This window comes from Arthrobacter zhaoxinii, assembly GCF_025244925.1.
In the GTDB taxonomy this organism is placed as follows: Bacteria; Actinomycetota; Actinomycetes; order Actinomycetales; family Micrococcaceae; genus Arthrobacter_B; species Arthrobacter_B zhaoxinii.
The window spans coordinates 2447143-2471621 of record NZ_CP104275.1 but is presented as its reverse complement, the minus strand read 5'-3'; the positions used below and the strand labels follow the sequence as shown (position 1 = coordinate 2471621).

Here is a 24479-nt window from a genome sequence, read left to right as displayed (position 1 = left end):
GCCTCTCTCTACCCCCGTGTACAGTGTGCCGTTACGACTGACGGCACCGGAAGGAACATAGTGACCTGGATTTCCGTCACGCCGCAGATCATCGCCGCCCTTAGCATTATCCTCGTCCCCGGCGGGCTGCTGGCATTCGCCGGGTTCCGTCTCCGATGGTTGGCGGCCCTGGCCGTCGCGCCGGTTTTATCCGTATCCCTGGTAACAGTTGCCGCGGTTGCCGCCGACCTCGCGGGTATCCCGTGGTCATTGCTCCCGGTGGCCGTCCTAACGGTGCTGGCAACGGCAGTCACGGCAGGCCTGCGGTTTATCTGGACCCGCAGAGGAACCGCACCGGCCGCAGCCGCGGATCCCGCCATCCACCTGGTGGAGGCGGCGGCGGTCCTCGGCGCCGCATGGCTGGTTGGCCGGCGTCTGATTTTTGCCTTCGGACATCCGGAGAACTTCTCCCAGACCTTTGACAACATCTTCCATCTCAATGCCATCCGGTACATTGCGGAAACCGGGTCCGCGTCTTCTTTCAGCGTCGGCGGAATGACCGGCATCGGTTTCTACCCAGCGGGCTGGCATGGGCTGGTATCCCTGGTTAATTCGCTTGCAGCTTCACCCATTCCGGTCAGCGTCAACACGGTCAACCTGGTGATCGGCGCGGTGGTCTGGCCCCTCGGATGCATCTTCCTGGTCCAGCAGATCGCCGGCCGGAAAGCAGTCCCCACATTGATCGCTGCGGTCCTGTCCGGGGCTTTCGGCGCCTTTCCGCTGCTGCTGGTGGACTTCGGCGTCCTCTATCCCAACTTCCTCGGCGTCAGCCTGATTCCTGCCGTCCTCGGGATTTTGATCAGCGTATTGGGGCTGGCCCGGCGAACGTATTCCCTCCGCCTCATGTGGCTCCTTCTGATCCTGGCGGTGCCCGGCCTGGGGCTGGGCCATCCGAGCGCTTTCCTGGCCGTCACGGCGTTCTCGGTTCCCCTTGTCATAGCTGCAGTTATCCGCCGTGTCCGCATTGAGTACTCCAATGCACGCGCCGTGCGGGCCTGGCTCTACATCCTGGCCTTCGTGGTTTACGCCGTCGGAGTCGTAATGCTCTGGAATGCGGTCCGGCCGGAGGAAGACACGCTGATCTGGTCGCCCTACCAGACCCAGGCGCAGGCCATGGGTGAGGTGCTGGCCAGCGCCCCGCTGCTGTCCGCAGTCTCGTGGGGTGTGCTGGTGCTGTCCCTGTTCGGTTTCGCCGCCCTGATTCTTCGCCGGGCACCGTGGTGGACTGCGGGGATCTACCTCATCGGCGGATTCCTCTACGTAGTGGCCACCGGCGCCCCCGATGGAGATTTCCGCGATTTGATCACCGGCGGGTGGTACACCGACAACAGCCGGCTGGCGGCCCTCCTGCCAGTCGTGATCCTGCCGGTGGCGGCCGTGGGTGGTACTTTGATCGTCGAAGGACTGGATAAGGCGCTGTGGCGCCCGGCAGTCACCTGGATGTCCGCCCGCGGCTGGCGCGCGGACATGGTCCGCGGCGCCACCGCTGCTGCACTCCTGCTGATGGTGCTGGCTGCAACTGCATCGACCCAGACGGAAAACGTCCGCAACGCCGCCAGGTCGGCCGCCACCAACTATCTGCTGGTCGAGGGAGCACCCTTGGTGTCGCGGGACGAGTATGAGCTGATGGAACGGCTGGACGAGGAGGTAGAGGAAGGTGCACGGATTGTCGGGAACCCGTGGACCGGGAGCTCATTGGTCTACGCCCTTGCCGGCCACCGTCCGATGCAGCTTCATACGATCGCGGCCCTGGGCCCGGAGGAGGACGAAATCTATGCGGACCTCCGCAATGCCCTGACGGATCCGGAGGTCTGCCCGGCTCTGGAAGCGGAGCAGGTTGGCTACGTCCTGGACTTCGGCGACCAGGAAATCCATGGCCGCACCCACCCCTATCCGGGACTGGAGGACCTCGAGTCCAGCGGCGCGGTGGAGCTTGTGGACAGCGAGGGTGAAGCGAAGCTGTACCGGATCACTGCCTGCGGGTAGCTGACCGGCTCAGGGCCGTTCGACCGGAGTGTGCTTGCGGCCCTGCAGCGCCACCCCTTTACCGGAGCCCCGGCGGAAGTACCGGCGGACCACACCGAGCTGGTACACAGCGACGGCGAGTTCGGAGACGGCCACAGCCCACGCCACCGCGGACACCCCCAGGGTCAGCGCTCCGGTGACGATGAGGGGAACCCCGATGGCTGCGCCCAGAACGGTGGAAACCGCCAGGGCCTTGCCTTCGCCCAGCGGGATGAGGCAGGCCAGCCCCACCACCTGGGACACCGTGACTGCGCCGAACACCACGCCCATAGGCATGCTGAGGTCGAATCCGACCCGGATGGCACCCTGGGACAGCAGATTGCTGGCCCAGGGGATGCATAGCGCCATAACGACAGCGCAGAGCGCAGCCGCGAGCGGAGCCCACCTGGCGGCAATGCGGATGCGTGCCTCCTGGCGTGCCCGGTCCGGATCCGCAATGGACCCCTGAAGCACCTGCACAACCGGCCCTACGGCAGTCAGGCCGTACTTGAAGAACTTCTCCGCCATCGCGTACAGCGACACCGCGCCCGGCAGGACCGCCCCGACGACCAGGAGCGGGGTGTTGACATAGAGGCTGGAGGTGGCGGCGGTGACGACGCCGTGCCGCTGGCCCGCCAGGCGCCGCACCGCCCGGCCGATATGGAGGTCCAGGCGGGGAACCGCGGCGGACCTGTTACGGATCAGCAGGCCGCTGACGGTGACGCCAAGGAGGTTCATCGCCAGCTGGATGGCCAGGTACACAAAGACGTCGCCGGTCAGGACCAGCCCTGCCAGCCCCAGAACCGTGCCGAGCGTCACGGGCAGCGTGTCAAAGACCAGAAGCCTGCCCGGACGTGCGTCACCTACAAAGAACCAGGAGGCACCCAGGAAAGGAACGAGATACGTAAGGCTGGCCAGTGCAGCCACCGGGCCGGAGTCACCGGCGATCAGCCAGACGGTCAGGGCGGCCAGAGGTGCGGTGACGGCGAAGAGATACACGCGGCTGACCAGGGAATCCATAAACATCTGGGGCCGCTCCGCTGCCGGCATGCCTGCCACCATGGCCGGTCCTACTGTTCCCCAGCCGAAGGACACTAAAACGCCGAACAGCAGGGCCGCGGACTGGCCCAGGGCGATCACACCCCAGGTGTTTCCTCCGGCGTTGGCTATGACCACGGGAATGGCCAGCAGGCCCACAACGGTGGTGATAACCACGGAAGCACCGAATGCCCCCAGACGTCGGATGTGCCGCAGGACCGTACTCTGACCCAAGAAATATCCTCCGTAGCTGGGTGCGGGCACGCGGCGGGCCGTTTGCCGGTGCGTGCTCCCTGACGATTCTAACTTAGGGGCCTGGCCGGGTTGATATCATCTACGTAGCGCCGCCCACCTCCTGCATGCCTTCCGGCGCTCCACGAAGGCGTGCTCCGACGATGGGAACTCTTTGTCTGTAGCAGCGGTTGTTGTCTCCTATAACCGAGTTGATTTGCTCCGTAAGTGCCTGTCCGCCCTCGAAAGCCAGGACCGGCGGCCGGATGAGATCATCCTCGTGGACAACGGTTCCACCGACGGCAGCGTCACCATGGTGCAGGAAGAGTTTCCTCAGGTCAGCGTCTTCGAAACGGGGGCCAACCTCGGCGGCGCCGGCGGATTCGCCTGGGGCATCGAGCGTGCGCTGGCCGCGGGGCACGACGCCGCATGGCTGATGGACGACGACGCCGAGCCGCTTCCCGGCAGCCTGGGTCCGTTGGTTGAGGCCATGGAGAAGGCACCTGACCGGCCGGGTTTCGTCACCTCTCTGGTGGTCAATCCCGAGGGTGAACCGAACAACGGGCACCTTCCCGATCTGTCCTCGGATGTCTCCCGGCAGTTGAAGGCGAGCGAACTGGGCGGGATGGCCGTGAACAGCGCCAGTTTCGTGGGCGTGCTGATTGACTTGCACGCAGCGGCTCGAATGCCGTTGCCCTTCGCCGATTTCTTCATCTGGTTTGACGACGCCGAATACACGCGCCGCCTCAGCCGCGGGGCCTACGGGGTACTCCTTCCCGCCAGCCGGATCCTCCACCCGGAAAAGCAGAACCAGAAGGACATGGGCGGGCGTTTGTTCTACTACGTCCGCAACAACCTGTGGCTTCGACGCCAGGACCCGAGCCCGAGGACACTGCTGCAGAACCCGGTCCGCTGGGGGGCCGGAATGGCCGTCCTGGCCATCCGCCAGGGGCTGCTGGCGCAGGACCGGCGTCTGTGGCTCCGATCAGCCGGCAGGGGACTGTATGAAGGGCTGGCCCGCTCGCCCCGGACCATCTGGCCCGGCCAGCTGCTGGCGAAGTCCGTTCGACTCGGCCGCTAAGCCCCGGCAGACCGGCTTCACGCCGGCGCCCTTCCGTTCCGCCCCGCTCCAGTCAGAGAGATACAAATGACCTCCCAGCAACGCATCGCCGCGGTTATTTCCGCCTACAACCCGCCTACCGACCTCATCGAAAAAGTAGAGCGGCTGGCCAGCCAGGTTGAGCGCATCATAGTGGTCGACGACGGTTCGCCGGCTGACGTCACCGGCGTCCTGCAGGGACTGGAGGCGGCTGGCGCCGTCGTCCTCAAGCAGGGCTCGAACACCGGAATCGCGGCCGCGCTCAATGCCGGAATCCGCTACGCGGCCGAATCTGCTCCGGATTTCTTCCTGACGCTGGACCAGGACTCCGAACTGGATCCGGATTATGTTGCCCGGGCACTCGTTGCCTTCACCGCGGCGACCCTGCAGGGGGTGCCTGTGGGCATGGTCTGCGCCGAGTCGCACAATAAGCAGCCGGTGATGCTGCAGAAACCCGGCGTTCCGTTCCCGGAGGCCTTTGACCCCATGCAGTCCGGCACGCTGATTCCCGCCGCCACGTTCGATGCAGCAGGTCTCCTGGAGGAAGACCTGTTCATTGACTGCGTGGATTCCGAGTTCACTGCCCGGATCCGCGAGATGGGACTGAAAGCGATCATCGCGCCCGGCTGCAATATCAGCCACGCGGTGGGGGAGTCCCGTCCCATGCGCCTGGGCACGTGGCATGTCACGGTGGGCGGGCAGAAACGCTTTGTGCATTCCCACGCGCCTTTCCGGGTGTACTACATCACCCGCAACGGCTTGGTCATGTACCGCCGGTACCTTCCCAAGCAGCCGGTCTGGGTGCTCCGCCGGATCGGACTCGAAGTAGTGTTCTACGGCGTCCGGGTTGTCTACGGTCCGCACCGTTTCCGTCAGATCGCCGCTATTGCCTTCGGGGTACGGGATGCCCTCACGGGCCGGATGGGCCGGATCAGCGCGAAGGAAAACGCCGTAGTGGCGCCGCGGAAGAAGAAGGCCGCAGCCTAGGGGCGGGCGCTGCGGCGCCCGCGCATCCGCATCAGGGCGACAACGAAAGCCCGGGCAAGCATGATCCGCGAACGCAGGATCAGCAGCAGGCTCCGGGCCTTTTTCGGTGTGGTGTTGTTGTCGTGGAGCCGCCGGTTCAGGGTGTCCGCCTCCAGATGGGCCATCGACCCGCGGAGATTGCCCACCAGGGCAATCCACTGGTCATGGGTCTCCACCAGGAAGGCAGGGAACGGCAGAACCACGTCCCGGATGCTGCCCCGGAACGCCATGGCGCAGCCGTAGTAGGGCCGCACGCCGATCCAGAGCATCAGCAGGTTGGCCCAGCGGCGGCTGCTGTCCGCGCTGCGCAGCCGGAGGGATTCGATCCTGCGGGGCTGGTGGCCGAAGTACCCGAAGTTGCTGGCAACCACGTCTGCGTGCTGGAGTTCAGCCACCATTGACTCCACGCGGCCGGGGACCCAGACGTCGTCCTGGTCCGAAAGGAACACGTACTCGCCGGTGCTGGCGGCCAGGGCAGCCTCGAAAGTCCGGACGTAGCCGCGGTTGGTGGAAGACCGGATCAGTTTGATTCGGGGGTCCTGCAGCGCCTCGACGACCGCGGCAGTGTTGTCCGTGGAGGCGTCGTCGACAATCACCAGTTCATCGCCGTGAGCCAGCTGGGGAAGGATCGAGGCGATCTGTTCCTCTATGTGTGCGGCACCGTTGTAGGCTGCCATGCACACGCTGACCTGGCCGCGGTCCGCGGCGGACGGGGAGGTGCTCGGGTTCATTCTTGTCCTGGTGATTCGTCGGTAGGGCGGGGATACCCGAACCAGCTTACCGGTTCCCCGGTTTCGACTTAGCCGCAGGCCCTCCATATATAGTGGAGTAGTTCCCCGACCCTCCGGCCGCCTCCTGACCGCGGCGCCACCGCCGGCTCTGCCGCCGTCGAACCTGATGTGAAAGAAGCCAATCCTTGACAGCCGTAGATGTTATGTTCCCGTACTACGGGGACGTTGAACTCATGAAGCAAGCCGCCCGAAGCGTAATGGGCCAGCAGCATCAGGACTGGCGTCTCGTAGTCATCGACGACGGCTACCCCGATCCCGAGCCGGCCCGCTGGTTCGCGGAGATCACGGATCCGCGCGTCAGTTACCAGCGCAACGAGGTCAACCTCGGTGCCAACGGCAACTACCGCAAAGCCGTCGAGCTCATCGAAGCTCCTGTCGCGGTGATCATGGGTGCGGACGACATCATGCTTCCCAACTACCTCACTGCGGTTGTCGAGTCCTTCGAGTCCTTCCCTCAGGCCAGTGCCGTGCAGCCCGGAGTGCAGGTCATTGACGAGTCAGGCCGGGCCACCATGCCGCTCACGGATCTGGTCAAGAAAGCGGCGACACCTCGCGGCAACCAGCGTCGCCTGCTGAGCGGTGAGGATCTCGCGACGAGCCTGCTGCGAGCCGGCTGGCACTATTTCCCGTCCATCGCCTGGAAGTCCGAGACGCTGAAGCGCATTGGCTTCCGGTCGGAGTTCGACGTCGTGCAGGACCTGGCGCTGCTGCTGGACATCGCCGCCGACAGCGGCTCGATGGTGCTGACCCCTGAGCTGGCCTTCCTGTACCGACGCCACTCCGGTTCCGATTCCTCTGTTCGGGCCTTCGACGGAAGGCGCTTCGATGAAGAGCGGCGTTTCTTTGAAGGCGAGGCCGTCCGGTTCGATCGAATCGGCTGGACCCGCGCCGCCCGTGCTGCCCGTCTCCACGTCACCTCCCGCCTTAATGCAGTGACCCTGATTGCCCGTTCAGCGGCAGGGGGAAAGTTCGGTTACATCCCGAAGCTGGCCAAGCACGTCATCGGCTAGCCTGCCGGACACGGATCAAAAAAGCAGGGCGGACCCGTTGGGTCCGCCCTGCTTTTTGTTTACCGGAACAACGCCGCGACGGCCGGTGCTACTGCCGCAGGTCGTCCGCGCCCTTATGGCCCTCGTCTGCCGTCCAGGGCCGGGGTGCCTCATCCAGGGCAATGCGCCGGGAGAGCGTCGTGATGGAAGTCTCCATATTGCGGAACCGCTGGTAGGTCGTGGCCATGAACACGAAGAAGGACACGATGGTCGCGTAAAGCACCAGGTCGGTGCCGCGTCCGATGCCGAGGAATCCCGCGAACCGGGTCAGCGTGTCCGGGAAGAAGATGGACAGCGCAGCGGCCACGGCGAAGATCATCAGCATGATCCGGCGCACAGCCAGGTGCTTGGCGTTGACCCCGCCGCGCATCAGGACCAGGGAGACCAGGATGACAGCGACAACGAGCACGATCTGGACGATGAGTAGCAATTAGGTCACCTAAAAAAGAGTTCGGCCAGGATGTTCACGGAGTTGAGCAGCGACTGCCCCTTGGACTTGGAGTAGTCCGTATAGATGATCTCCACCGGATGCTCCACCCAGCGGGGCCGGATGGTCGCGAGCTGGTTAACCAGCTCGGACGCGTGGGCCATCCGGTTCTGGGTCAGATGAATCCTGGAGGCGACATCGCGGTTGATGGCCCGCAGGCCGTTGTGCGCGTCGGTGAGGTTCATTCCGGTGGCCATCCGCGACTGCACCGCGGCCGTCTTCAGGACAATCCGTTTCTGCAGCGAGATCTGGGTCCTGTCGTCCAGGAACCGTGAACCAAGAACCACTTCGGCTTCGCCGGACTCGATCCGGGCAACCATGGCCTGGGCGTCTTCCACCCGGTGCTGGCCGTCGGCGTCGAAGGTGACGATGCTGGTCATGGCGGGGTCCTGCAGCGCGTATTCGATCCCGGTCTGCAGGGCGGCGCCCTGGCCGAGGTTGATCGGATGCTGGACTACCATCGCCCCCGCTGCGCGTGCCGCGGCCTGGGACCCGTCACGGCTGCCGTCGTCCACGCAGACTACGTGCGGAAACGTCTTCCGGAGGTCTTCGATCACGGAGCCCACAACGGTTGCTTCGTTGTACATCGGAATAACGATCCATGTGCGGCTCACGGTCTCAGTATCCCATATCCTGTGCAGCGGCTGCGTTGCCGGCCCCTGGGCCGCCCAGGTACGCGCTGAGCCGTTCCGCGGCATCCGCGGGCGCGAAGCCGGCGGCCTTGATCTTGTCCAGGGGAAGCACGCTGTTTTTCGGACGGGGCGCAGCCTGCTTGTCCTTGAAGTACTCTTCGGTGCTGACACCGGTGACCGCCGCGGCTGCATGGCCGGTCAGTTCGTAGACGCGGCCGGCAACGTCGGCCCACGAGGCGGGGTCGCCGTCGTTCGTCAGGTTGTAGACGCCGTACGGGGCGCCGGATGACAGCAGATGGATGATCCCGGCCGCCAGGTCCTCGGTGAAGGTGAGCCGGCCTATCTGGTCATTGACGACGGCGGGGCTGATGCCGCGTTCAGCGAGGGAGGCCATGGTGCGCACGAAGTTCTTTCCTTCGCCGATGACCCAGCTGGTCCGGACGATGTAGTGCGCGGGGACCGCGGACACGACGGCGTCGCCGGCGGCCTTGGTCTGCCCGTACACGCCCAGTGGGGAGAAGGGTTCGTCCTCGGGATGCTCCGCGGCTGTTCCGTCGAACACGTAGTCGGAGGAGACATGGACCAGCGTGATGCGGTTTTCCGTGGCCACGCGGGCCAGGTGGGTCACTGCGGACACGTTGATGGCCCAGGCGGCCTTCCGGCCTTCGGGGGACTCGGCGTCGTCCACGGCCGTGTACGCGGCCGCGTTGATGATCGCCGCGTAGTTCTTCCAGTTCCGCCCGGCGTAGGCAGCCGGGTCGGTGAGGTCAAAGTCGGAGCGGGCGGCGAATTCGACGTGTTCCCGGCCGGCGAAGGCCGCTCGAAGCGCCTTGCCCAGCTGTCCGTCGGCACCCAGGACAAGGGTCTTCTTCGGAGCCATGGGAACGACGTCGGCCAGGCGCGGGTGCGCCCGGTCCTTCTCGGAGAGTTCGGCCTGCTCCAGCGGAATGGGCCAGTCGATTCCCGAGGCCTCGTCGGCCAGGTTCAGGAACGTGTACTGACCCTGCGCGCCGGCACTCCAGTGGTCATTGACCAGATAGGAATAGGCGGTGTTGTCCTCCAGCGTCTGGAAGGCGTTGCCGACGCCGCGGGGGATGAAGATGGCCTGGCTGGGATCCAGCTCCGCGGTGAAGACCGCGCCGAAGGACGGCCCTTCGCGCAGGTCCACCCAGGCACCGAAGATGCGGCCCGTGGCTACGGAGATGTACTTGTCCCAGGGCTCGGCATGGATACCGCGCGTTGTTCCGGCTTTTTCATTGAAGGAGATGTTGTTCTGCACGGGACCGAAGTCCGGCAGGCCCAGGGCGAGCATTTTTTCGCGCTGCCAGTTTTCCTTGAACCAGCCCCGGTTGTCGCCGTGGACGGGCAGGTCATACAGGACAACGCCGGGGATGGGGGTGGGATGGGACGAAAGCGGTTTGGAGAATTCCGGTGCCACTGCGTTACTGTCCCTGTTCCTTGTACTTGGCTTCCGTGGCATCCTTCTGCGGCCGCCACCAGGCCTCGTTTTCCCGGTACCACCGGATGGTGTTTTCGATGCCCTGCTCGAAGTCGGAGAACTGGGGGCTCCAGCCCAGCTCGCGGCGCAGGCGGGAGGAGTCGATGGCGTAGCGCAGGTCGTGCCCCGGGCGGTCGATGACCTGGTCGTACGCGTCGGCGGGCTGTCCCATGTGCTTCAGGATCAGTTCAACAACTTCCTTGTTGTTTTTCTCGCCGTCGGCGCCGATCAGGTAGGTCTGGCCGATTTCGCCCTTTTCAATGATTGCCAGCACGGCTGATGAATGATCGGTGGCGTGGATCCAGTCACGGACGTTTTCCCCGGCGCCGTACAGCTTGGGACGGATGCCGTCGATCACGTTCGTGATCTGGCGCGGGATGAATTTCTCCACGTGCTGGTACGGGCCGTAGTTGTTGGAGCAGTTGCTGATGGTTGCGCGCAGGCCGAAGGACCGCACCCATGCACGGACCAGCAGGTCCGAGCCCGCCTTGGTGGAGGAGTAGGGGCTGGACGGGTTGTAGGGTGTCGATTCCGTGAACCGCTGCGGATCATCCAGCTCCAGGTCGCCGTAAACCTCATCCGTGGAGATGTGGTGGTACCGGGTATCGTGCTTGCGGGCCGCTTCAATCAGCGTGTACGTGCCGATGATGTTGGTGTCCAGGAACGGACGGGGGTCATGCAGCGAGTTGTCATTATGGGATTCGGCGGCAAAGTGGACCACTACGTCTGCTTCGCCGACCAGCCGGTCCACCAGCGGGGCATCGCAGATGTCGCCCTGGACAAAGGTGAACCGGTCTTCCGGCAGTCCCTTCAACGAAGCGAGGTTGCCCGCATACGTCAGCTTGTCCAGCACAGTGATCGAATAGTCTGTGCCCGTGAGCGCGTGGTGCACGAAGTTGGAGCCAATAAAGCCGGCGCCGCCGGTGACTAGGAGTTTCTGCATGTAGGTAAACGTTACCGGATTTGCCGTCCCTCCAACGAGCCGGGATGATGTGGTGCATGCGTGGAATCATATTGGCAGGCGGAACCGGGTCCAGACTGCACCCCATCACACTCGGCGTCAGCAAGCAGCTGGTGCCGGTCTACGACAAACCGATGATCTATTATCCGCTGTCTACGCTGATCCTCGCGGGCATCAAAGACATCCTGATCATCACCACCCCGCACGACGCAGACCAGTTTGAGCGGCTGCTCGGTGACGGCAGCCGTTTCGGCGTCAGCATCACCTATAAGCAGCAGCCCTCGCCCGACGGACTGGCGCAGGCCTTCGTCCTCGGAGCCGAGCACATCGGCAACGGCCCGGTGGCGCTGGTGCTCGGTGACAATATTTTCTACGGCCAGGGGATGGGCACCCAGCTGCGCCGGTTCGCCAACATCGACGGCGGCGCCGTCTTCGGGTACTGGGTCGCGGATCCCGGGGCTTACGGCGTGGTCGAGTTCGACGAGTCCGGCCGGGCGATCTCGCTCGAGGAAAAGCCGGCCAAGCCGAAGAGCCATTACGCAGTGCCCGGACTGTACTTCTACGACAACGACGTTGTGGAAATTGCACGGAATCTGAAGCCGTCTCCCCGCGGTGAACTGGAAATCACCGACGTCAACCGAATTTACCTGGAGAAGGGCAAACTGCAGGTGGAGATTCTTCCGCGCGGGACCGCGTGGCTGGATACGGGCACTTTCGATTCGCTCAACGAAGCATCCGAGTTCATCCGCACGGTCCAGAAGCGCCAGGGCCTGTCCATCGGCTGCCCCGAGGAGATCTCCTGGCGGTTGGGCAACATCAGTGACGACGAACTCCGCCAGCGCGCTGAGCCCCTCGTAAAGAGCGGCTACGGCCAGTACCTGCTGGAGCTCCTCAACCAGAAGTAGCTCCCTGCGGAGCTGCATTTGGTGCATAAAAGAGCCGGCCGGGAGATCTCCCGGCCGGCTCTTCTGCGTTCTGCCTGCTGCGGCCGCATAGCCGCAGCAGGCAGGACAATCACTTCCGGGTGACGACGGCGCCCCCGGCCTTGGTCCAGTCGATCCGTCCGCCCTGGAAGGCCTGGGTGCACTTGCCGGCCTTGCAGCTTTCATCTGCGGTGGGGTAGCCCAGGACACCCTTCTCAAAGCCGGTGGACTGCCACTTCCTGCGGATTTCCCCTGCCGTCGGATGTGCTCCAATGGACTTGGACCAGGTGATGGCTCCGCCGGAGTAGTTCTGGTAGCAGCCGTTGTCCTTGATGCCGCAGACCTGTCCGCTGGTCGGGTAGCCGAGGCCGCCGTTTTCGAAGCCGTGTTTCTGGTAGGCGGTCCGGATAGGGCCATTCGGGCTGGGCTGGGCTCCGGTCGCTGCGGACCAGAGGATGGCTCCGCCGGAGAAGTTCTGGTAGCAGCCGTTGTCCTTGATGCCGCAGACCTGTCCTCCCTTGGGATAGCCGAGGGTTCCGTTTTCGAAGCCCTGTTTCTGGTAGGCGGTCCGGAGGGGACCGTTCGGGCTGACCTGGGCTCCGGTGGCGGAGGACCAGAGGATGGCTCCGCCCTGGAAATCCTGATAGCAGCCGTTGTTCTTGATGCCGCAGACCTCGGGGCCTCTCGGGTAGCCCAGTACCCCGTTTTCGAACCCGGCGGCCTGGTAGGCAGTGCGGATCGCACGGTTGGCGCTGACCTGGGCACCGGTCGCTGCGGACCAGAGGATGGCTCCGCCGGAGAAGTTCTGGTAGCAGCCGTTGTCCTTGATGCCGCAGACCTGTCCGCTGGTCGGATAGCCGAGGCTGCCGCTTTCAAAGCCCTGTTTCTGGTACGCGGTCCGGATGGCACCGTTCGGACTGACATGGGCGCCGGTGGCGGAGGACCATAGGATGGATCCGCCCTGGAAATCCTGGTAGCAGCCGTTGTTCTTGATGCCGCAGACCTCGGGGCTGCGCGGATAGCCCAGTACTCCGTTTTCGAACCCGCTGGCCTGGTAGGCCCTGCGGATCGAACCGTTGCGGCTGGGATGGGCCCCCGTCGCGGGAGACCACAGCACGGCTCCGCCGTCGAAGTTCTGGTAACACCCGCCGTCCTTAAGCCCGCAGTTCACTGAACTGGTGGACTTTCCCAACACCGGGTTGGCTGCTGCTACCCGGCTGATGGCTGAAGCAGCGGGCGAACCGCTGCCGGCAGGCGAATCGTTGCGGACGAAACGGGCCAGATCAGCTGTGGTGCCGTTGAACACGTTGGAATCACCGACGAAGGGACCCGTGCTCGAATACTGCCAGACCGTGTACGCCGACCAGCCGTTCGGAAGAGCCCCGGGGGCCGTGTGGTAGTTGGCGAGGTGCAGTGGGTGGTTGGAGAAGGCGTTCGTATTTCCAGTGCAGGTGCGCCACCAATCGGTGGTCGTGTAGATCATCGGAACGCGGCCCGTGCGGGCCTTGACGGTATTGGAGAAGTCCCTGATCCACGTGATCATCTGCGCAGGACTGAGGTTGTAGCAGGTGTTGCCTAGTTGGGGGTAAGGGTTGTACTCGATGTCCAGGAGTGGCGGGAGCGTACGCCCGTCAGCGGACCAGCCGCCGCCGTTGTTCACGAAGAAGTTCGCTTCCTCTGCTCCGGAGCCAACCGCGGGGATGGCGAAGTGATAGGCGCCGCGGACCATGCCGACATTGGCGGAGCCGTTGTACTGCTGCTTGTAGTACGGGTTTTTGTAATAGGTGCCCTCGGTTGCCTTGGTATAGGCAAAGCGGGATCCCTGGCGCCATGCCGCAGCCCAGTCAACGTTTTCCTGATGGCTGCTGACGTCCAGGCCCTGGATGCCGGCAGGCATCCAGGTAGCTGCCATGGAGGCTGCATAGGCCGGCTTAGCCTCAAAGGAAGTGGCCGTGGCCGTGGCCGCGGGCGGTTCGCCTGCAGTGGTGTCGGGAACGCTCAACGGCGCTTCCAGGCCGATCTCGGCTTCTGCTTCCTTCTGTTCGTCCTCAGCGGTGGGGACCTGGGGATCGCCGGTGGTCAGCAGGCGTTCCAGGCCCTGCCCCATGTGGGCGCCCAGCAGGCCGGCTTCCTCTTTCGCTGTTTCCTTGGCGGAGTCTGTATCCGCCGGGGCAGGTTCGGGGGTTGCAGGTGCGGGCGGAGCCTTGAGCGCGGGATCACCGCCGCCGTCTGTTGCCGGCGCGGTTGCCGGGGCAGGTTCCGGAGCCGGTGCTGCCGGTACCGGTGTTGTCTCCGGGGCGGTCGCCGGCGCTGTGGCGGGTACCGGGGAAGCGGACGGGGACGGTGCGGTTGGGTCCAGGGGCCCGGCCAGCGCAGGTGACATGCTGCAAACCAGGGCACCGGTTAGGGCCGCACTCCCAAGCCAGCGGGTGAGCGTTGTTTTATTCACGGTTTCTCCAGGTGTTTGCCCGAGGTAGGGCATGGGTGCGTCTCTGGACACTATCGGCCGCTGCACGAATTCCGGTAGGAAGTAGCCGCGCCTTATAGACGCAGGTGCAGGATCTTTATCCGCCTCGGCGCCCGGATGCCGGCCCGCCCGGATCCTCCGGCGCCCGTCATATGCAGCGAATGCTACCCCGGCTGCATTATGCTGGCAGACGTTCTGCAGGTAATTCAGCTCATTAGCGGCCGGGAATTATCTCCGCGCTCCACCGGGTTTCGGTGCCATAGCGAAAGATGCCTAAATGTCCGGTTATCTACAGCCGCCGCTTAAGGGGCAACGCCGGTCGGGTATTGTCCTGGGTGACCTGTTCGACCCTAAAAACAACTCCCTTAACGCGATCCGCCTGATGTTCGCCTGCCTCGTGGTGGTGTCCCATGCCTGGGTCATCGGGGGGATCGGGGAGGAGCCCGAGCTGGGCGGCAGGACCCTCGGTGCTTGGTCAGTGCTCGGATTCTTTGGTATTTCCGGCTACCTGATTACCCGAAGCAGACTGAACGGACAACCGGCTGCCCGTTTCTTCCGGGCCCGTTTCCTGCGCATCTACCCCGGATTCCTGGTTGCGCTCCTTTTGGTGGCTTTCGCTTTCGCTCCGCTTTCGGTTGTCCTGGGATCATCCGGGTCCTTCGCCTTCGGCGAATCCCTGAGCTATGTGGCCCGCAATCTCCTCTTTTACCCGCCCATCGTTTCGCAGCCCACAATCGGGACCACATTGGCCGAGGGGGAGATTTGGAACGGCGCGTTATGGAGCCTCTTCTGGGAAGCCTGCTGTTACCTGGGTATTGGCATACTCGGTATTGCGGCAATACGCGCCCGACGCAGCATTTTATTGGTCCTTGCCTTCCTTGGCGCCACCGGGGCGTCCTTGGCTGCGCACACCGGCCTCGTTCCGCCGAGCGAACTGACTCTGGCACCTCCGCTCGTGGCGGCCTTCATCGGCGGGGCGCTGCTGTATGTCCACGCGCAGCGGATCCGGGTCCTGCCGGTGCTGGCCGCGTCCGCCGTCCTGCTGCTGGTCTGCATCCTCACCGGGACCGCAACTGTGCTGGCGCCGCTGCCGTTTACGGTGATCGTCTTCGTCCTGGGTGCGGTACTCCCGCTGCGGGGGATAGGCACGAAACGGGACCTGTCCTACGGCATCTACATTTACGGGGTACCGGTGCAGAACCTTGTGGAAGTCCGGTTTCCGGAGCTCCCGCTGCCGGCCTATCTGCTGCTTGCCTTTGCCTTCGTCGTTCCGCTGGCGTGGGCGAGCTTCACCTGGATAGAGGCGCCTGCCATGCGCCTCAAGGGGCGAGGGAAAGCACCTGCGGAACAGCCCGGCGTGGCCGCGCCGGTACCTGCTCGCGCTGGTGGTTAGGCTGCTGCCGGCCTGCGGAGGAGCCTGACGCTTCCATCCTGGGATTGCAGGACACCGTCGCTGGAACGAAATGTTCCAGCCCGCCCATCAGCCGTTCCGGTGACTGAACCGGGCCGTCTGACTTATCCACAGCGGCCCGGAACTACTCTCGCTTCTGAAGCATCCTGCCCCTACTCTGTGGCCCGTGGCCGCTTAGGCCAGCCAGTCTCGTCCCGGGCCCTGCGCCCGGTGATTGCGGGGGATGTCCATGGATGCTGTGCAGATCGTCGAAGACGAGGTGCGGGAGCTCATCCGCGTGCGCGGACTCGATCCGCAGGAGCAGTTCGCCGAAGTCCGTCGGCTGGTGGACGCAGCGGTTTCCGATTATGACGAACGGTCGCTGCTCGGCAGTCTCCCGCCGCTGGGCAGGCCGGACATGGTCCGCCGGCAGGTGTTCGACGCGGTTGCCGGCTTCGGTGTGCTCCAGCCGCTGCTGGACGATCCCACGGTGGAGGAAGTCTGGATCAACTCGCCCTCGGAGATCTACCTTGCGCGGGACGGCCGGTCCGAACTGACCTCGCTGACCCTGACACCGGAGCAGGTTCGGCTGCTGGTGGAACGGATGCTGAAGTCTTCGGGCAGGCGCCTTGATCTTTCCTCGCCGTTCGTGGACGCAGCCCTGCCGGATGGTTCCCGCCTGCACGTGGCCATCCCGGATGTGACGAGACGGCACTGGGCGGTGAATATCCGCAAATTCGTGGCCCGGGCCCGCCGTCTTGACCACTTGGTTGAACTGGGCACCCTGACCCCGGATGCCGCACGCTTCCTCGGAGCCGCCGTTGCCGCGGGGCTGAATATCCTGGTTTCGGGAGCAACCCAGGCGGGAAAGACCACCATGCTCAACTGCCTTGGTGCATCCATCGGTCCGCGGGAACGGGTGGTGACCGTGGAGGAGATCTTTGAGCTGCAGCTGCCGCTGCGCGATGTGGTGGGGCTTCAGTGCCGCCAGGCCAACCTGGAGGGGCAGGGCGAGATTCCCCTCCGCCGGCTGGTAAAAGAAGCACTGCGGATGCGGCCGGACCGGCTGATCGTCGGGGAGGTCAGGGAAGCCGAGAGCCTGGACATGCTGATCGCCCTGAACGCAGGGTTGCCTGGGATGTGCACCATCCACGCGAACAGTGCACGGGACGCGGTAACCAAGCTGTGTACGCTGCCGCTGTTGGCGGGCGCGAACATTTCCAGCGCCTTCGTGGTTCCAACCGTGGCGTCCTGCATCGACCTGGTGGTTCACTGCGCCCGGACAGGCACCGGGCGCCGGCAGGTCAGCGAGATCCTGGCCCTGGGCCGGCGCGTCGAGGGCGGGATCATTGAGTCATCTCCCGTATTCGGGCAGGTGGACGGCAAACTGACCGTGACGGCCTCCTCCATGCCGGCGGCCGATAAATTTGCCTCTGCCGGTGTCAACATCGCCGCCCTGCTCGGTGCCGCGGCATGAGCGCCGCCGTCGGGTTGATCCTGGGCATGGGGCTGTTGCTGCTGTGGCAGTCCTGCTGGAGTACCCCCGCCCGCCCCCGGTCCAGGCGGCGTCGCACCGGGTACCTAGACGACCTGCTGCGGCAGGCAGGAATCGAACGGGTCAAGGCTCCGGGGCTCCTCGTCAGCTGCGCGGTCACGGGGAGCTGTGTGATGCTCCTGCTGTTCATCCTGACGCTTTCCCTGCCCATCGCAGCCTGCTTCGGCCTGTTTGGATCGGCAGTCCCGTACGCACTGGTGCGGTTCCAGGCCCGCCGCCGCAGGGCGTCCCTGGCGGAACTGTGGCCCGACGTCGTCGACCACCTGCGCTCGGCAATCCGGGCAGGCCTGTCCCTTCCGGAAGCGCTCATCCAATTGGCGGGGAACGGGCCGGAGGAGCTGCGGGGGTACTTCCGTTCGTTTGCCGCGGACTACCGGGCCGGGGGCAACTTCGAGGACTCGCTGACCCGGCTTAAGGACAACCTGGCTGATCCGGTCGCGGACCGGATCATCGAGGCGCTGCGGATTACCCGCCAGGTGGGCGGTACCGATCTGGGCCGGCTCCTTGGCACACTGGCCGGGTTCCTTCGCGAGAACGCACGAACCCGCAGCGAACTGCTGGCCCGGCAGTCCTGGACAGTGAACGCGGCGAGGCTGGCCGTGGGGGCGCCCTGGGCGGTGCTGCTGCTGCTGGCAGCCCGGCCGGAAACGGCCGCAGCGTATAACTCGGCGGCCGGTGCCACTGTCCTCGTTGCCGGGATCGGCATCTCCGTCCTTTGCTACCGCCTGATGATGCGGATAGGGGCCTTGCCCGAAGACGTAAGGGTGCTGCGGTGACGCCCGGGACAGCAGCGGCGGTGCTGGCGGGAGTCCTGCTGGGCACCGGCCTGGTGCTGGTGTTCCACCGGCTGCCCCTGCTGCGGCACACGAGCTTCGCCGAGCGGGTGGAACCGCAGCTGCGCTCGGTCCGTCCTGCATCGCGGCTTCTCTTGCCTGCCCCGGACCTCACACCTTTCGGTCCGCTGGAGCGGATCCTGCGTCCGGTGATCCGCGACGCAGTCCGCCGGCTCGCGCGGTGGTCGCCGGCGAACCGTGCCCTCGTTGTACGGCTGCAGCAGGCCGGCGGCAACAAAACGGTGTCGGACTTCCGTGCCGAACAGGTGTTGTTTGCCGGCGGCGGGTTCCTGGCCGGGGGGACAGCCGGGGTGCTCCTTGCCGGGAGCGGCCGCATGGGCGTTGTGTCGGTTGCGTTGCTCACCTGTGCGTGTGCGGCTGCAGGGTTCCTGCTGCGTGACTACCTGCTGACACAGCAGATAGGGCGCCGCAACAGCCGGATCCTCGCCGAGTTTCCCAGCCTGGCCGAAATGATGGCGCTCGCCGTCGGTGCGGGGGAGAGCGCCGGCGGAGCCTTGGAACGTGTTTGTGCCGCGGCCCAGGGAGAGCTGGCGGATGAATTTGACCGGGTCCTGGCCCAGACCCGTTCCGGGCAGCCGCTGACCGCAGCCCTCCAGGACTTCGCGGACCGGATCCGACTGGCGCCGCTGACCCGGTTCGTGGACGGGGTCACCGTTGCAGTGGACCGCGGAACACCGTTGGCGGACGTGATGCGCGCCCAGGCCCAGGACGTTCGCGATACCGCTAAGCGCGACCTGATGGAAACAGCGGGAAAGAAGGAAATAGCCATGATGGTGCCGGTCATTTTCGGAATCCTCCCGCTGACCGTGCTGTTTGCCGTCTTCCCCGGCCTGGCGTTGCTGCGGCTGGGGCTGTGAGATGCCGTGGGCCCGGGAACCCGGGGAACAAGGAGAAAACCACGGAGGAAGAAGCCATGGAAGCCCTACGAGGGGATGGAGTCATGATGAACCGCAGTAATCCAAGCAGGAACCGGGGCAGCACATGGGCAGCCGGATGGGCAGCCGCCATCGCCGTGGCCGCGGGATGGTGGCACACGCTGGTGCAGCGGTTCCGGACGGCACTGATGCCGGGGGATCCGGAGCGCGGCGATGTGCCGGGCTGGGTAATGATTACCCTCATGTCCGCCATCCTCGTCGCCGGGCTGCTGGTCCTGGTCCAGCCTGCCCTCGAGCGGCTGTTCGAATCCGCAATCGAACAGGTGCAGCCATAGGCAGTGGACGGCGCCGTGCTGCTGCCGTCCGGACTGGCAGGCACGGCAGCGCCGGCCGCGGCCCTGGCCGGGAGCGGGGGTCCGCCGTCGTCGACTTCGTGATGGTGGGGGCGCTGGTGAGCCTGGTGTTTATAGCCGTGGTCCAGCTGGCGCTGGTGCTGCATGTGCGCAATACGCTGATCGACGCCGCTGCAACCGGTGCGCGCTACGGGACGCTGGCGGACCGCACCCCGGCGGACGGGGTCGAGCGTGCCGTGTCCCTGATCGGCGGTGCGCTTGGCGAGGACTACGCCGGTGACGTCAGTTACTCGGAGCAGACGGTGAACGGGGCACGCCTGCTCGAAATCACGGTGCGGGCACCGCTGCCGGTTATCGGGTTCATTGGTCCTGGCGGCGGAATGGAGGTCCGGGGACATGCCGTCCTGCGGTGAGGGGACGGAGAGGCAGTCGCCGGAGGAAGACGGCAGCGCCGTCGTCGAGTTCATTTTCCTGGGCCTGCTCCTGCTGGTGCCGGTGGTGTACCTGGTGATCACGGTCGGCCAGGTGCAGGCGGCATCGTTCGCGGTGGTCGGTGCAGCGGATGCGGCGGCCCGAGTCTATGCGGCGGCGCCCGACGCCGTCGTTGCCGAGCAGCGGGCGGCCGACGCGGCCGAGCTCGCCCTGAGCGACTTCGGGCTGGAGACGGACAGCATGCTGGTGGACGTCAGCTGTTCCGACACCTGCCTGGTGCCCGGCTCGACAGTCACAGTCAGCGTCCGGTTCGAGGTGCCTCTTCCCGGGCTGCCGTGGACCACCGGGGCACCGGTAGTGGTGGATTCGGAGTCCACCCAGATTGTGGAGCGGTTCGGATGAACCCGGCAGCGCGCCCGGGGTTCCGGAGAAGACCGCCGGGCAGGCAGCGGGAGGACGGGGAGCGGGGACAGGTGGGGGTGCTGATCATCGGGTACGCCGTCCTGGCGATGCTGACCGTCACCGTGGTGATGGCGGCGTCAAGCGTCTATCTCGGGCAGAAGAAGCTGCTCTCGGCCGCCGACGGTGCGGCGGTGGCTGCAGCCGATACCTTCGCGCTGGGGGAGGCCGGTCCGGGAGCCGGTCCCGCTGCGGTGCTTCAGGCCGACGCCGTGCGCAATGCCGCACGCAGCTATCTCGTCGACACCGGCGCGGAGGGACGGTTCACGGATTTGGCCGTGGCCGAGGAGACCGGCACGGCGGATGGCCGGACAGCCCGCGTGGTGCTGACGGCCCGGGTCTATCCGCCGATAGTGAATTTCCTGGTGCCGGAGGGAATCTCCATCACCGCGGTGAGCGAGGCGCGTGCCCGGCTGCTGCAGTGATGCTCTGCTGATCCCGGGGAAAGGCTACGACGCCTTCCGCTGCTCTTCCGCCTCGCGCACCGGACCGTGCCCCCAGCCGCCGTGGTCCACGTCCAGGATCCGGCCGTCCTCGGCGTAGCAAATGGTCACCGGCTCGCCGAACTGTTCGCAGTTCCCGTCGGGGCACTTGTCCTTCATGTTGCCCACGTACTCGTTGGAGAAGTGCTGCTCCCACTCATCGACCTTCCCCATGGCCCAGGGATCGCCCTGCTCCGCGAGGTCGTTGAGTTCGTCCAGGCTGTACATGCGTCCGCGCTCGGGATGGGTCAAGGCTTTAGCTCCTTCGAAAGGGCAGACAGTTCCGTATCCGTCCCTTTAATCTAACGCCGCCCGCCGACACCCCGGCCCGCACCTCCCCGGCGCGTCCCGGACTTCCGGTGCCGGGCACGACGACGGCGGCGGGCGGCGGCACAGGGACATGGCGTAGGCTGTAAGCACCATGGCAGAAATAGATTTTCCCGCAGAAATCCGCGCCCTCCGCTCCACCTTCGCCTCCATTGAAGAGGTCTCGGACGTGGCAAAGATCAAAGAGGACATCGAAGAGCTCAGCGAGATGGCCGGCGTCCCCGATCTCTGGGACGACCCCTCCGAGGCGCAGAAGGTCACCTCCAAGCTCTCGCACCGCCAGTCGGAGCTGGAACGCCTGCAGACCATCGAGTCCCGCATCGACGACCTTGAGGTCATGGTGGAGCTGGCCCAGGACGAGGCCGACGCCGAGACCAGGGCCGAGGCGGTCACGGAGCTGGAGTCCCTCCGCAAGTCACTGTCGCAGCTGGAAGTGGTGACCCTGCTGTCCGGCGAGTACGACGCACGCGAAGCCGTGGTCACCATCCGCTCCGGCGCCGGGGGAGTGGACGCTGCCGACTTCGCGGAAATGCTGCTGCGGATGTACCTGCGCTGGGCCGAACGCCACGGGTATCCCACCACGGTCCTGGATACGTCCTACGCCGAAGAGGCCGGCCTGAAGTCCGCCACCTTCGAGGTCAAGGCCCCCTATGCCTTCGGCACCCTGGTGGTGGAGGCCGGCACGCACCGCCTGGTCCGCATCAGCCCGTTCGATAACCAGGGCCGCCGGCAGACCTCCTTTGCCGCCGTCGAGGTCATCCCGCTGATTGCGCCCACGGACCACATCGACATCCCGGACAACGAGATCCGCGTGGATGTTTTCCGGTCTTCCGGCCCCGGCGGCCAGTCCGTGAACACCACCGACTCCGCCGTGCGGCTCACCCACCTTCCCACCGGAACGGTGGTGTCCATGCAGAACGAAAAGTCGCAGCTGCAGAACCGCGCCGCAGCCATGCGCGTGCTCCAGTCCCGCCTGCTGCTGCTGAAGAAGGAGCAGGAGGACGCCGAGAAGAAGGCCTTCGCCGGCGACGTCAAGGCGTCCTGGGGCGACCAGATGCGCTCCTACGTGCTCAACCCGTACCAGATGGTCAAGGACCTGCGCACCGAGCACGAGGTGGGCAACACCTCGGCCGTGTTCGACGGCGAGATTGATGACTTCATCGACGCCGGCATCCGCTGGCGCGCGCACGGCAGCGTCTCGGCCCGCAAGTAGGCTGCCCGGCCCCGCCGGACCGCACTGCCCGGCTAGAAGCCCAGCTTCTCCCGCAGCGGGAGGACCAGGGTCCGGGCGAAGGTATTCGTCATGTGGTTGTCCCGGTAGGCCAGGACGTTGCCGATGACGGCCGGGCACCGCTCGTCGTCGCAGAAATAGTCCGTCAGGTCGACGGTTCGGCTTCCGTCCAGCTGTTCGGCTGCTTCAACCAGGGGATCGTCCTGTCCGGCAAGGTCGGAGCGGAGCACGAAGCAGTCGTCCGCGCTGTCCTTTTCCACCACGCAGTCGGGGATGCTGGACTTCGGATAGGGAATGTCGGCGATGACGCCGATCCCGATGCCTGCGTCCTCCAGCGGCTCGAGCACCTCCAGATAGCCGTCCACGGCGCGGCGCCCGGAGTCCCAGCTCCAGCCGAGGGCGTGCTCGTAGCTGTCCGGCCTCATGGCCGAAGTGACCACGAGTTCGGGCCCGATATCCAGGATGTCCCGGACCGTTTCAAGGTTCTGGGCGGCGCACGGCGCGTAGACATAGGTGTCGCTGTGCAGCGGTTCGGCATTGAACGGGCATCCGTTGCGGGTCAAGACGTAGAGGCGGTAGCCGCCGTCCCTCGCAACAGCATCCAGCGGGGCCATGTACTGCGCCGCATGGGAATCACCCACCAGGACGATTGCCCGCGTCGCGTCGGGATCGCCGAACACGCATTCCTCGTAGGATGTTTTCGCCGGATCGTAGGACGTGCAGGCTCTGTCGATATCCGGGACATCCGCCAGCGCGGCCGCGGGTGCCGGCCGCAGCGGCTGATCCCCGGGCACAGCTGCCGGGTCCCGGGGATCGAAGGCCATGGCGCCGGGATAGGAGCCGGAATCGTAGTCCGCGGTCAGGTCAGTGATTTTCTGCTGGACCACTCCGTACGGCACGGCGGCAACGGCGATCGGAACCGTGATCAGGACCGCCGCCAGTGCATACGCGCCGCGGGGCGTCGCTTTCTTCGCTCCGTGACGGCCCGCGGACCCGGTCTTATCCCGCAACCGGCGGAACGGTTTCTCGATGAACCGCGTGGACAGCACGGCCAAAAGGACGCTCGAGACGATGATTGCTGCGCCTTCCAACAGTCCAGGCGTGTGTCCGAGGAAATACACGGTGAACACGGTGACCGGCCAATGCCACAGGTACAGGGAATAGGAAATGTCCCCGACGTACGCCACCGGACGCAGTGACTGCCACCAGCCGGCCGAGATCCACGGCGCGGCGGCGGCATCACCGCCCTGGCCGGCGATCAGGCACAGCGCGGCTCCTGCGGTGGGCACCAGCGCCACCCATCCGGGAAAGGACATCGCGGTGGAGAAACCGGCCGCGGCAGCGAAAATCACCAGGATTCCGGTCCATCCGAAGGCCGTGGAAAGCCGCCGCGGCAGGGTTCCTCCGGCGGCCGCGAGTGCAAGGATTCCGCCGAGGCCGAGTTCCCAGACCCTGGTGGTGGTGAAGAAGTAGGCCAGGCCGGGGTCCGACGTCGAGAACTGTACTGAGTGGGCGAAAGACACCACGGAGAGGCCGCAGACCACCGCCAGTGCGGTAGCGGGCAGGCCGGCGCGGATTCCGAGGGCACGGACGGCGGCGGCGGCGCCGAGCAGGAGCACGGGCATCACCAGGTAGAACTGTTCCTCCACCGCGAGGGACCAGTAATGCTGAAGCGGGGACACGGCCGCCGTGGCCCCGGCATAGCTGGTGGTGCTGAAGGCCTGGTTCCAGTTCTGGACATTGAGGCTTGAGGCCGCAACGTCCCTGGCTACTGACTGCCACCGCCCCTCGGGGAAGAGGAGCACAGCTGCGCCCAGGGTTGCGAGCAGGACAGTCGTTGCGGCCGGAAGCAGCCGGCGGATGCGCCGGGCGTAAAACGATGCCAGGGCAATGGTCGAGGTGGCATTCAGCTCCCGGACCAGGGAACCGACAATCAGATAGCCGGAGATAACAAAGAAGACGTCGACGCCGACAAAGCCGCCCGGCAGGGCTGCGGGCCAGACGTGGTACACCAGCACCAGCACGACGGCGAGGGCACGCAGGCCCTGGATGTCGCGGCGGATGCCCGGGGCGGAACCGCCCTGGGCGCTGCGCAGGGCACGGCGTCCCCGGCGGGATGCCAGGGGATCACCGGAGGTGCCCGGGAAACCCGGAACCTCCGCGGGGGCGGCGGCACCGGGGGCTGCTACGGCGGAATCTGTGGGCACCGCAGGACTCTACCGCATCCGCTGGTCCATAACCGGCGTGTGCAGTACGACACGCGCTGTTAGGTTGTG

23 protein-coding genes are annotated in these 24479 nt (G+C 65.6%); 14 read left to right on the top strand and 9 right to left on the bottom strand.

The genetic code is table 11. The features are described from left to right. Positions 1-60: 60 nt before the first annotated feature. A complete protein-coding gene (locus tag N2K95_RS11560; protein WP_260651671.1) occupies positions 61-2025 on the top strand; it encodes a DUF6541 family protein in 1965 nt (654 codons plus the stop codon). Positions 2026-2034: 9 nt separating this feature from the next. On the opposite strand, the gene N2K95_RS11555 is transcribed toward N2K95_RS11560, so the two are convergent. Further along, a complete protein-coding gene (locus N2K95_RS11555; protein ID WP_260651670.1) occupies positions 2035-3315 on the bottom strand; it encodes a lipopolysaccharide biosynthesis protein in 1281 nt (426 codons plus the stop codon). 172 nt (positions 3316-3487) lie between these two features. Between N2K95_RS11555 and N2K95_RS11550 the strand changes: the two genes are divergently transcribed. Both N2K95_RS11550 and N2K95_RS11545 read left to right on the top strand, forming a co-directional pair. Continuing rightward, on the top strand, positions 3488-4393 hold the full coding sequence (locus N2K95_RS11550) for a glycosyltransferase family 2 protein (protein WP_260651669.1): 906 nt from the start codon (positions 3488-3490) through the stop codon (positions 4391-4393). A gap of 66 nt (positions 4394-4459) precedes the next feature. After that, positions 4460-5398, top strand: a complete 939-nt coding sequence (locus tag N2K95_RS11545) for a glycosyltransferase (RefSeq protein ID WP_260651668.1) — start codon at positions 4460-4462, stop codon at positions 5396-5398. On the opposite strand, the gene N2K95_RS11540 is transcribed toward N2K95_RS11545, so the two are convergent. After that, positions 5395-6168: a glycosyltransferase gene (locus N2K95_RS11540; RefSeq protein WP_260651667.1), complete on the bottom strand. Its 774-nt coding sequence runs from the start codon at positions 6166-6168 to the stop codon at positions 5395-5397. The genes N2K95_RS11545 and N2K95_RS11540 overlap by 4 nt on opposite strands. 185 nt (positions 6169-6353) lie before the next feature. Between N2K95_RS11540 and N2K95_RS11535 the strand changes: the two genes are divergently transcribed. Continuing rightward, entirely contained in the window at positions 6354-7238 is an 885-nt protein-coding gene (locus N2K95_RS11535) for a glycosyltransferase family 2 protein (protein ID WP_260651666.1), read from the top strand. Positions 7239-7326: 88 nt separating this feature from the next. On the opposite strand, the gene N2K95_RS11530 is transcribed toward N2K95_RS11535, so the two are convergent. The 4 genes from N2K95_RS11530 to rfbB are packed head-to-tail and all read right to left on the bottom strand — an operon-like array spanning position 7327 to position 10837. Beyond that, positions 7327-7707, bottom strand: a complete 381-nt coding sequence (locus N2K95_RS11530) for a DUF2304 domain-containing protein (protein WP_255790139.1) — start codon at positions 7705-7707, stop codon at positions 7327-7329. Positions 7708-7712: 5 nt separating this feature from the next. Then, complete coding sequence (locus N2K95_RS11525) at positions 7713-8378, bottom strand: glycosyltransferase family 2 protein (RefSeq protein ID WP_260651665.1); 666 nt, start codon at positions 8376-8378, stop codon at positions 7713-7715. A gap of 4 nt (positions 8379-8382) precedes the next feature. Beyond that, positions 8383-9834, bottom strand: coding sequence for a bifunctional dTDP-4-dehydrorhamnose 3,5-epimerase family protein/NAD(P)-dependent oxidoreductase (locus tag N2K95_RS11520; protein ID WP_260651664.1), 1452 nt, complete (start codon positions 9832-9834; stop codon positions 8383-8385). Between the two features lie 4 nt (positions 9835-9838). After that, positions 9839-10837 (bottom strand): dTDP-glucose 4,6-dehydratase, encoded by a 999-nt coding sequence (gene rfbB, locus N2K95_RS11515; protein WP_260651663.1) that lies wholly within the window; start codon positions 10835-10837, stop codon positions 9839-9841. 56 nt (positions 10838-10893) lie between these two features. On the opposite strand from rfbB, the gene rfbA reads away from it, so the two are divergent. Continuing rightward, positions 10894-11760, top strand: a complete 867-nt coding sequence (gene rfbA / locus N2K95_RS11510) for a glucose-1-phosphate thymidylyltransferase RfbA (protein ID WP_260651662.1) — start codon at positions 10894-10896, stop codon at positions 11758-11760. A 109-nt stretch (positions 11761-11869) separates the two neighbouring features. On the opposite strand, the gene N2K95_RS11505 is transcribed toward rfbA, so the two are convergent. Further along, positions 11870-14161: a GH25 family lysozyme gene (locus N2K95_RS11505; protein WP_260651661.1), complete on the bottom strand. Its 2292-nt coding sequence runs from the start codon at positions 14159-14161 to the stop codon at positions 11870-11872. Positions 14162-14522: 361 nt separating this feature from the next. Between N2K95_RS11505 and N2K95_RS11500 the strand changes: the two genes are divergently transcribed. The 8 genes from N2K95_RS11500 to N2K95_RS11465 all read left to right on the top strand — a co-directional run bounded on the left by N2K95_RS11500 (position 14523) and on the right by N2K95_RS11465 (position 20588). Continuing rightward, the gene (locus tag N2K95_RS11500) at positions 14523-15638 is read left to right on the top strand and encodes an acyltransferase family protein (protein WP_260651660.1); all 1116 of its coding nucleotides are present in this window, start codon (positions 14523-14525) and stop codon (positions 15636-15638) included. Between the two features lie 247 nt (positions 15639-15885). Continuing rightward, the gene (locus tag N2K95_RS11495) at positions 15886-17112 is read left to right on the top strand and encodes a CpaF family protein (RefSeq protein ID WP_255790129.1); all 1227 of its coding nucleotides are present in this window, start codon (positions 15886-15888) and stop codon (positions 17110-17112) included. Then, positions 17109-17966, top strand: a complete 858-nt coding sequence (locus N2K95_RS11490; RefSeq protein WP_260651659.1) for a type II secretion system F family protein — start codon at positions 17109-17111, stop codon at positions 17964-17966. Before N2K95_RS11495 ends, N2K95_RS11490 begins: the two co-directional genes overlap by 4 nt. Then, a complete protein-coding gene (locus N2K95_RS11485) occupies positions 17963-18901 on the top strand; it encodes a type II secretion system F family protein (protein WP_260651658.1) in 939 nt (312 codons plus the stop codon). The genes N2K95_RS11490 and N2K95_RS11485 overlap by 4 nt, the downstream gene beginning before the upstream one ends. Positions 18902-18957: 56 nt before the next feature. Continuing rightward, complete coding sequence (locus tag N2K95_RS11480) at positions 18958-19254, top strand: hypothetical protein (protein ID WP_260653859.1); 297 nt, start codon at positions 18958-18960, stop codon at positions 19252-19254. Continuing rightward, positions 19251-19685: a TadE/TadG family type IV pilus assembly protein gene (locus N2K95_RS11475; RefSeq protein WP_260653793.1), complete on the top strand. Its 435-nt coding sequence runs from the start codon at positions 19251-19253 to the stop codon at positions 19683-19685. The genes N2K95_RS11480 and N2K95_RS11475 overlap by 4 nt, the downstream gene beginning before the upstream one ends. Continuing rightward, on the top strand, positions 19669-20106 hold the full coding sequence (locus N2K95_RS11470) for a hypothetical protein (protein WP_260651657.1): 438 nt from the start codon (positions 19669-19671) through the stop codon (positions 20104-20106). Before N2K95_RS11475 ends, N2K95_RS11470 begins: the two co-directional genes overlap by 17 nt. Next, on the top strand, positions 20103-20588 hold the full coding sequence (locus tag N2K95_RS11465) for a pilus assembly protein TadG-related protein (RefSeq protein ID WP_260651656.1): 486 nt from the start codon (positions 20103-20105) through the stop codon (positions 20586-20588). Before N2K95_RS11470 ends, N2K95_RS11465 begins: the two co-directional genes overlap by 4 nt. 24 nt (positions 20589-20612) lie before the next feature. On the opposite strand, the gene N2K95_RS11460 is transcribed toward N2K95_RS11465, so the two are convergent. After that, the gene (locus tag N2K95_RS11460; RefSeq protein ID WP_260651655.1) at positions 20613-20897 is read right to left on the bottom strand and encodes an antirestriction protein ArdA; all 285 of its coding nucleotides are present in this window, start codon (positions 20895-20897) and stop codon (positions 20613-20615) included. A gap of 169 nt (positions 20898-21066) precedes the next feature. Between N2K95_RS11460 and prfB the strand changes: the two genes are divergently transcribed. Further along, positions 21067-22185: a peptide chain release factor 2 gene (prfB, locus tag N2K95_RS11455; protein ID WP_260651654.1), complete on the top strand. Its 1119-nt coding sequence runs from the start codon at positions 21067-21069 to the stop codon at positions 22183-22185. A gap of 32 nt (positions 22186-22217) precedes the next feature. Here the strand turns inward: prfB and N2K95_RS11450 are convergent, their stop codons facing one another. Then, entirely contained in the window at positions 22218-24410 is a 2193-nt protein-coding gene (locus tag N2K95_RS11450; RefSeq protein WP_260651653.1) for an acyltransferase family protein, read from the bottom strand. Between the last annotated feature and the right edge of the window lie 69 nt (positions 24411-24479).

Excerpts from the sequence above, each read along its gene's own strand:
- N2K95_RS11480 (WP_260653859.1), top strand. The coding sequence starts at position 18,958 with ATGGAAGCCCTACGAGGGGATGGAGTCATGATGAACCGCAGTAATCCA.
- N2K95_RS11465 (WP_260651656.1), top strand. The coding sequence starts at position 20,103 with ATGAACCCGGCAGCGCGCCCGGGGTTCCGGAGAAGACCGCCGGGCAGG.
- rfbA (WP_260651662.1), top strand. The coding sequence starts at position 10,894 with ATGCGTGGAATCATATTGGCAGGCGGAACCGGGTCCAGACTGCACCCC.
- N2K95_RS11540 (WP_260651667.1), bottom strand. The coding sequence starts at position 6,168 with ATGAACCCGAGCACCTCCCCGTCCGCCGCGGACCGCGGCCAGGTCAGC.
- N2K95_RS11495 (WP_255790129.1), top strand. The coding sequence starts at position 15,886 with ATGGATGCTGTGCAGATCGTCGAAGACGAGGTGCGGGAGCTCATCCGC.
- N2K95_RS11545 (WP_260651668.1), top strand. The coding sequence starts at position 4,460 with ATGACCTCCCAGCAACGCATCGCCGCGGTTATTTCCGCCTACAACCCG.
- N2K95_RS11490 (WP_260651659.1), top strand. The coding sequence starts at position 17,109 with ATGAGCGCCGCCGTCGGGTTGATCCTGGGCATGGGGCTGTTGCTGCTG.
- N2K95_RS11470 (WP_260651657.1), top strand. The coding sequence starts at position 19,669 with ATGCCGTCCTGCGGTGAGGGGACGGAGAGGCAGTCGCCGGAGGAAGAC.
- rfbB (WP_260651663.1), bottom strand. The coding sequence starts at position 10,837 with ATGCAGAAACTCCTAGTCACCGGCGGCGCCGGCTTTATTGGCTCCAAC.
- N2K95_RS11505 (WP_260651661.1), bottom strand. The coding sequence starts at position 14,161 with ATGTCACCTGCGCTGGCCGGGCCCCTGGACCCAACCGCACCGTCCCCG.
- N2K95_RS11500 (WP_260651660.1), top strand. The coding sequence starts at position 14,523 with ATGTCCGGTTATCTACAGCCGCCGCTTAAGGGGCAACGCCGGTCGGGT.
- prfB (WP_260651654.1), top strand. The coding sequence starts at position 21,067 with ATGGCAGAAATAGATTTTCCCGCAGAAATCCGCGCCCTCCGCTCCACC.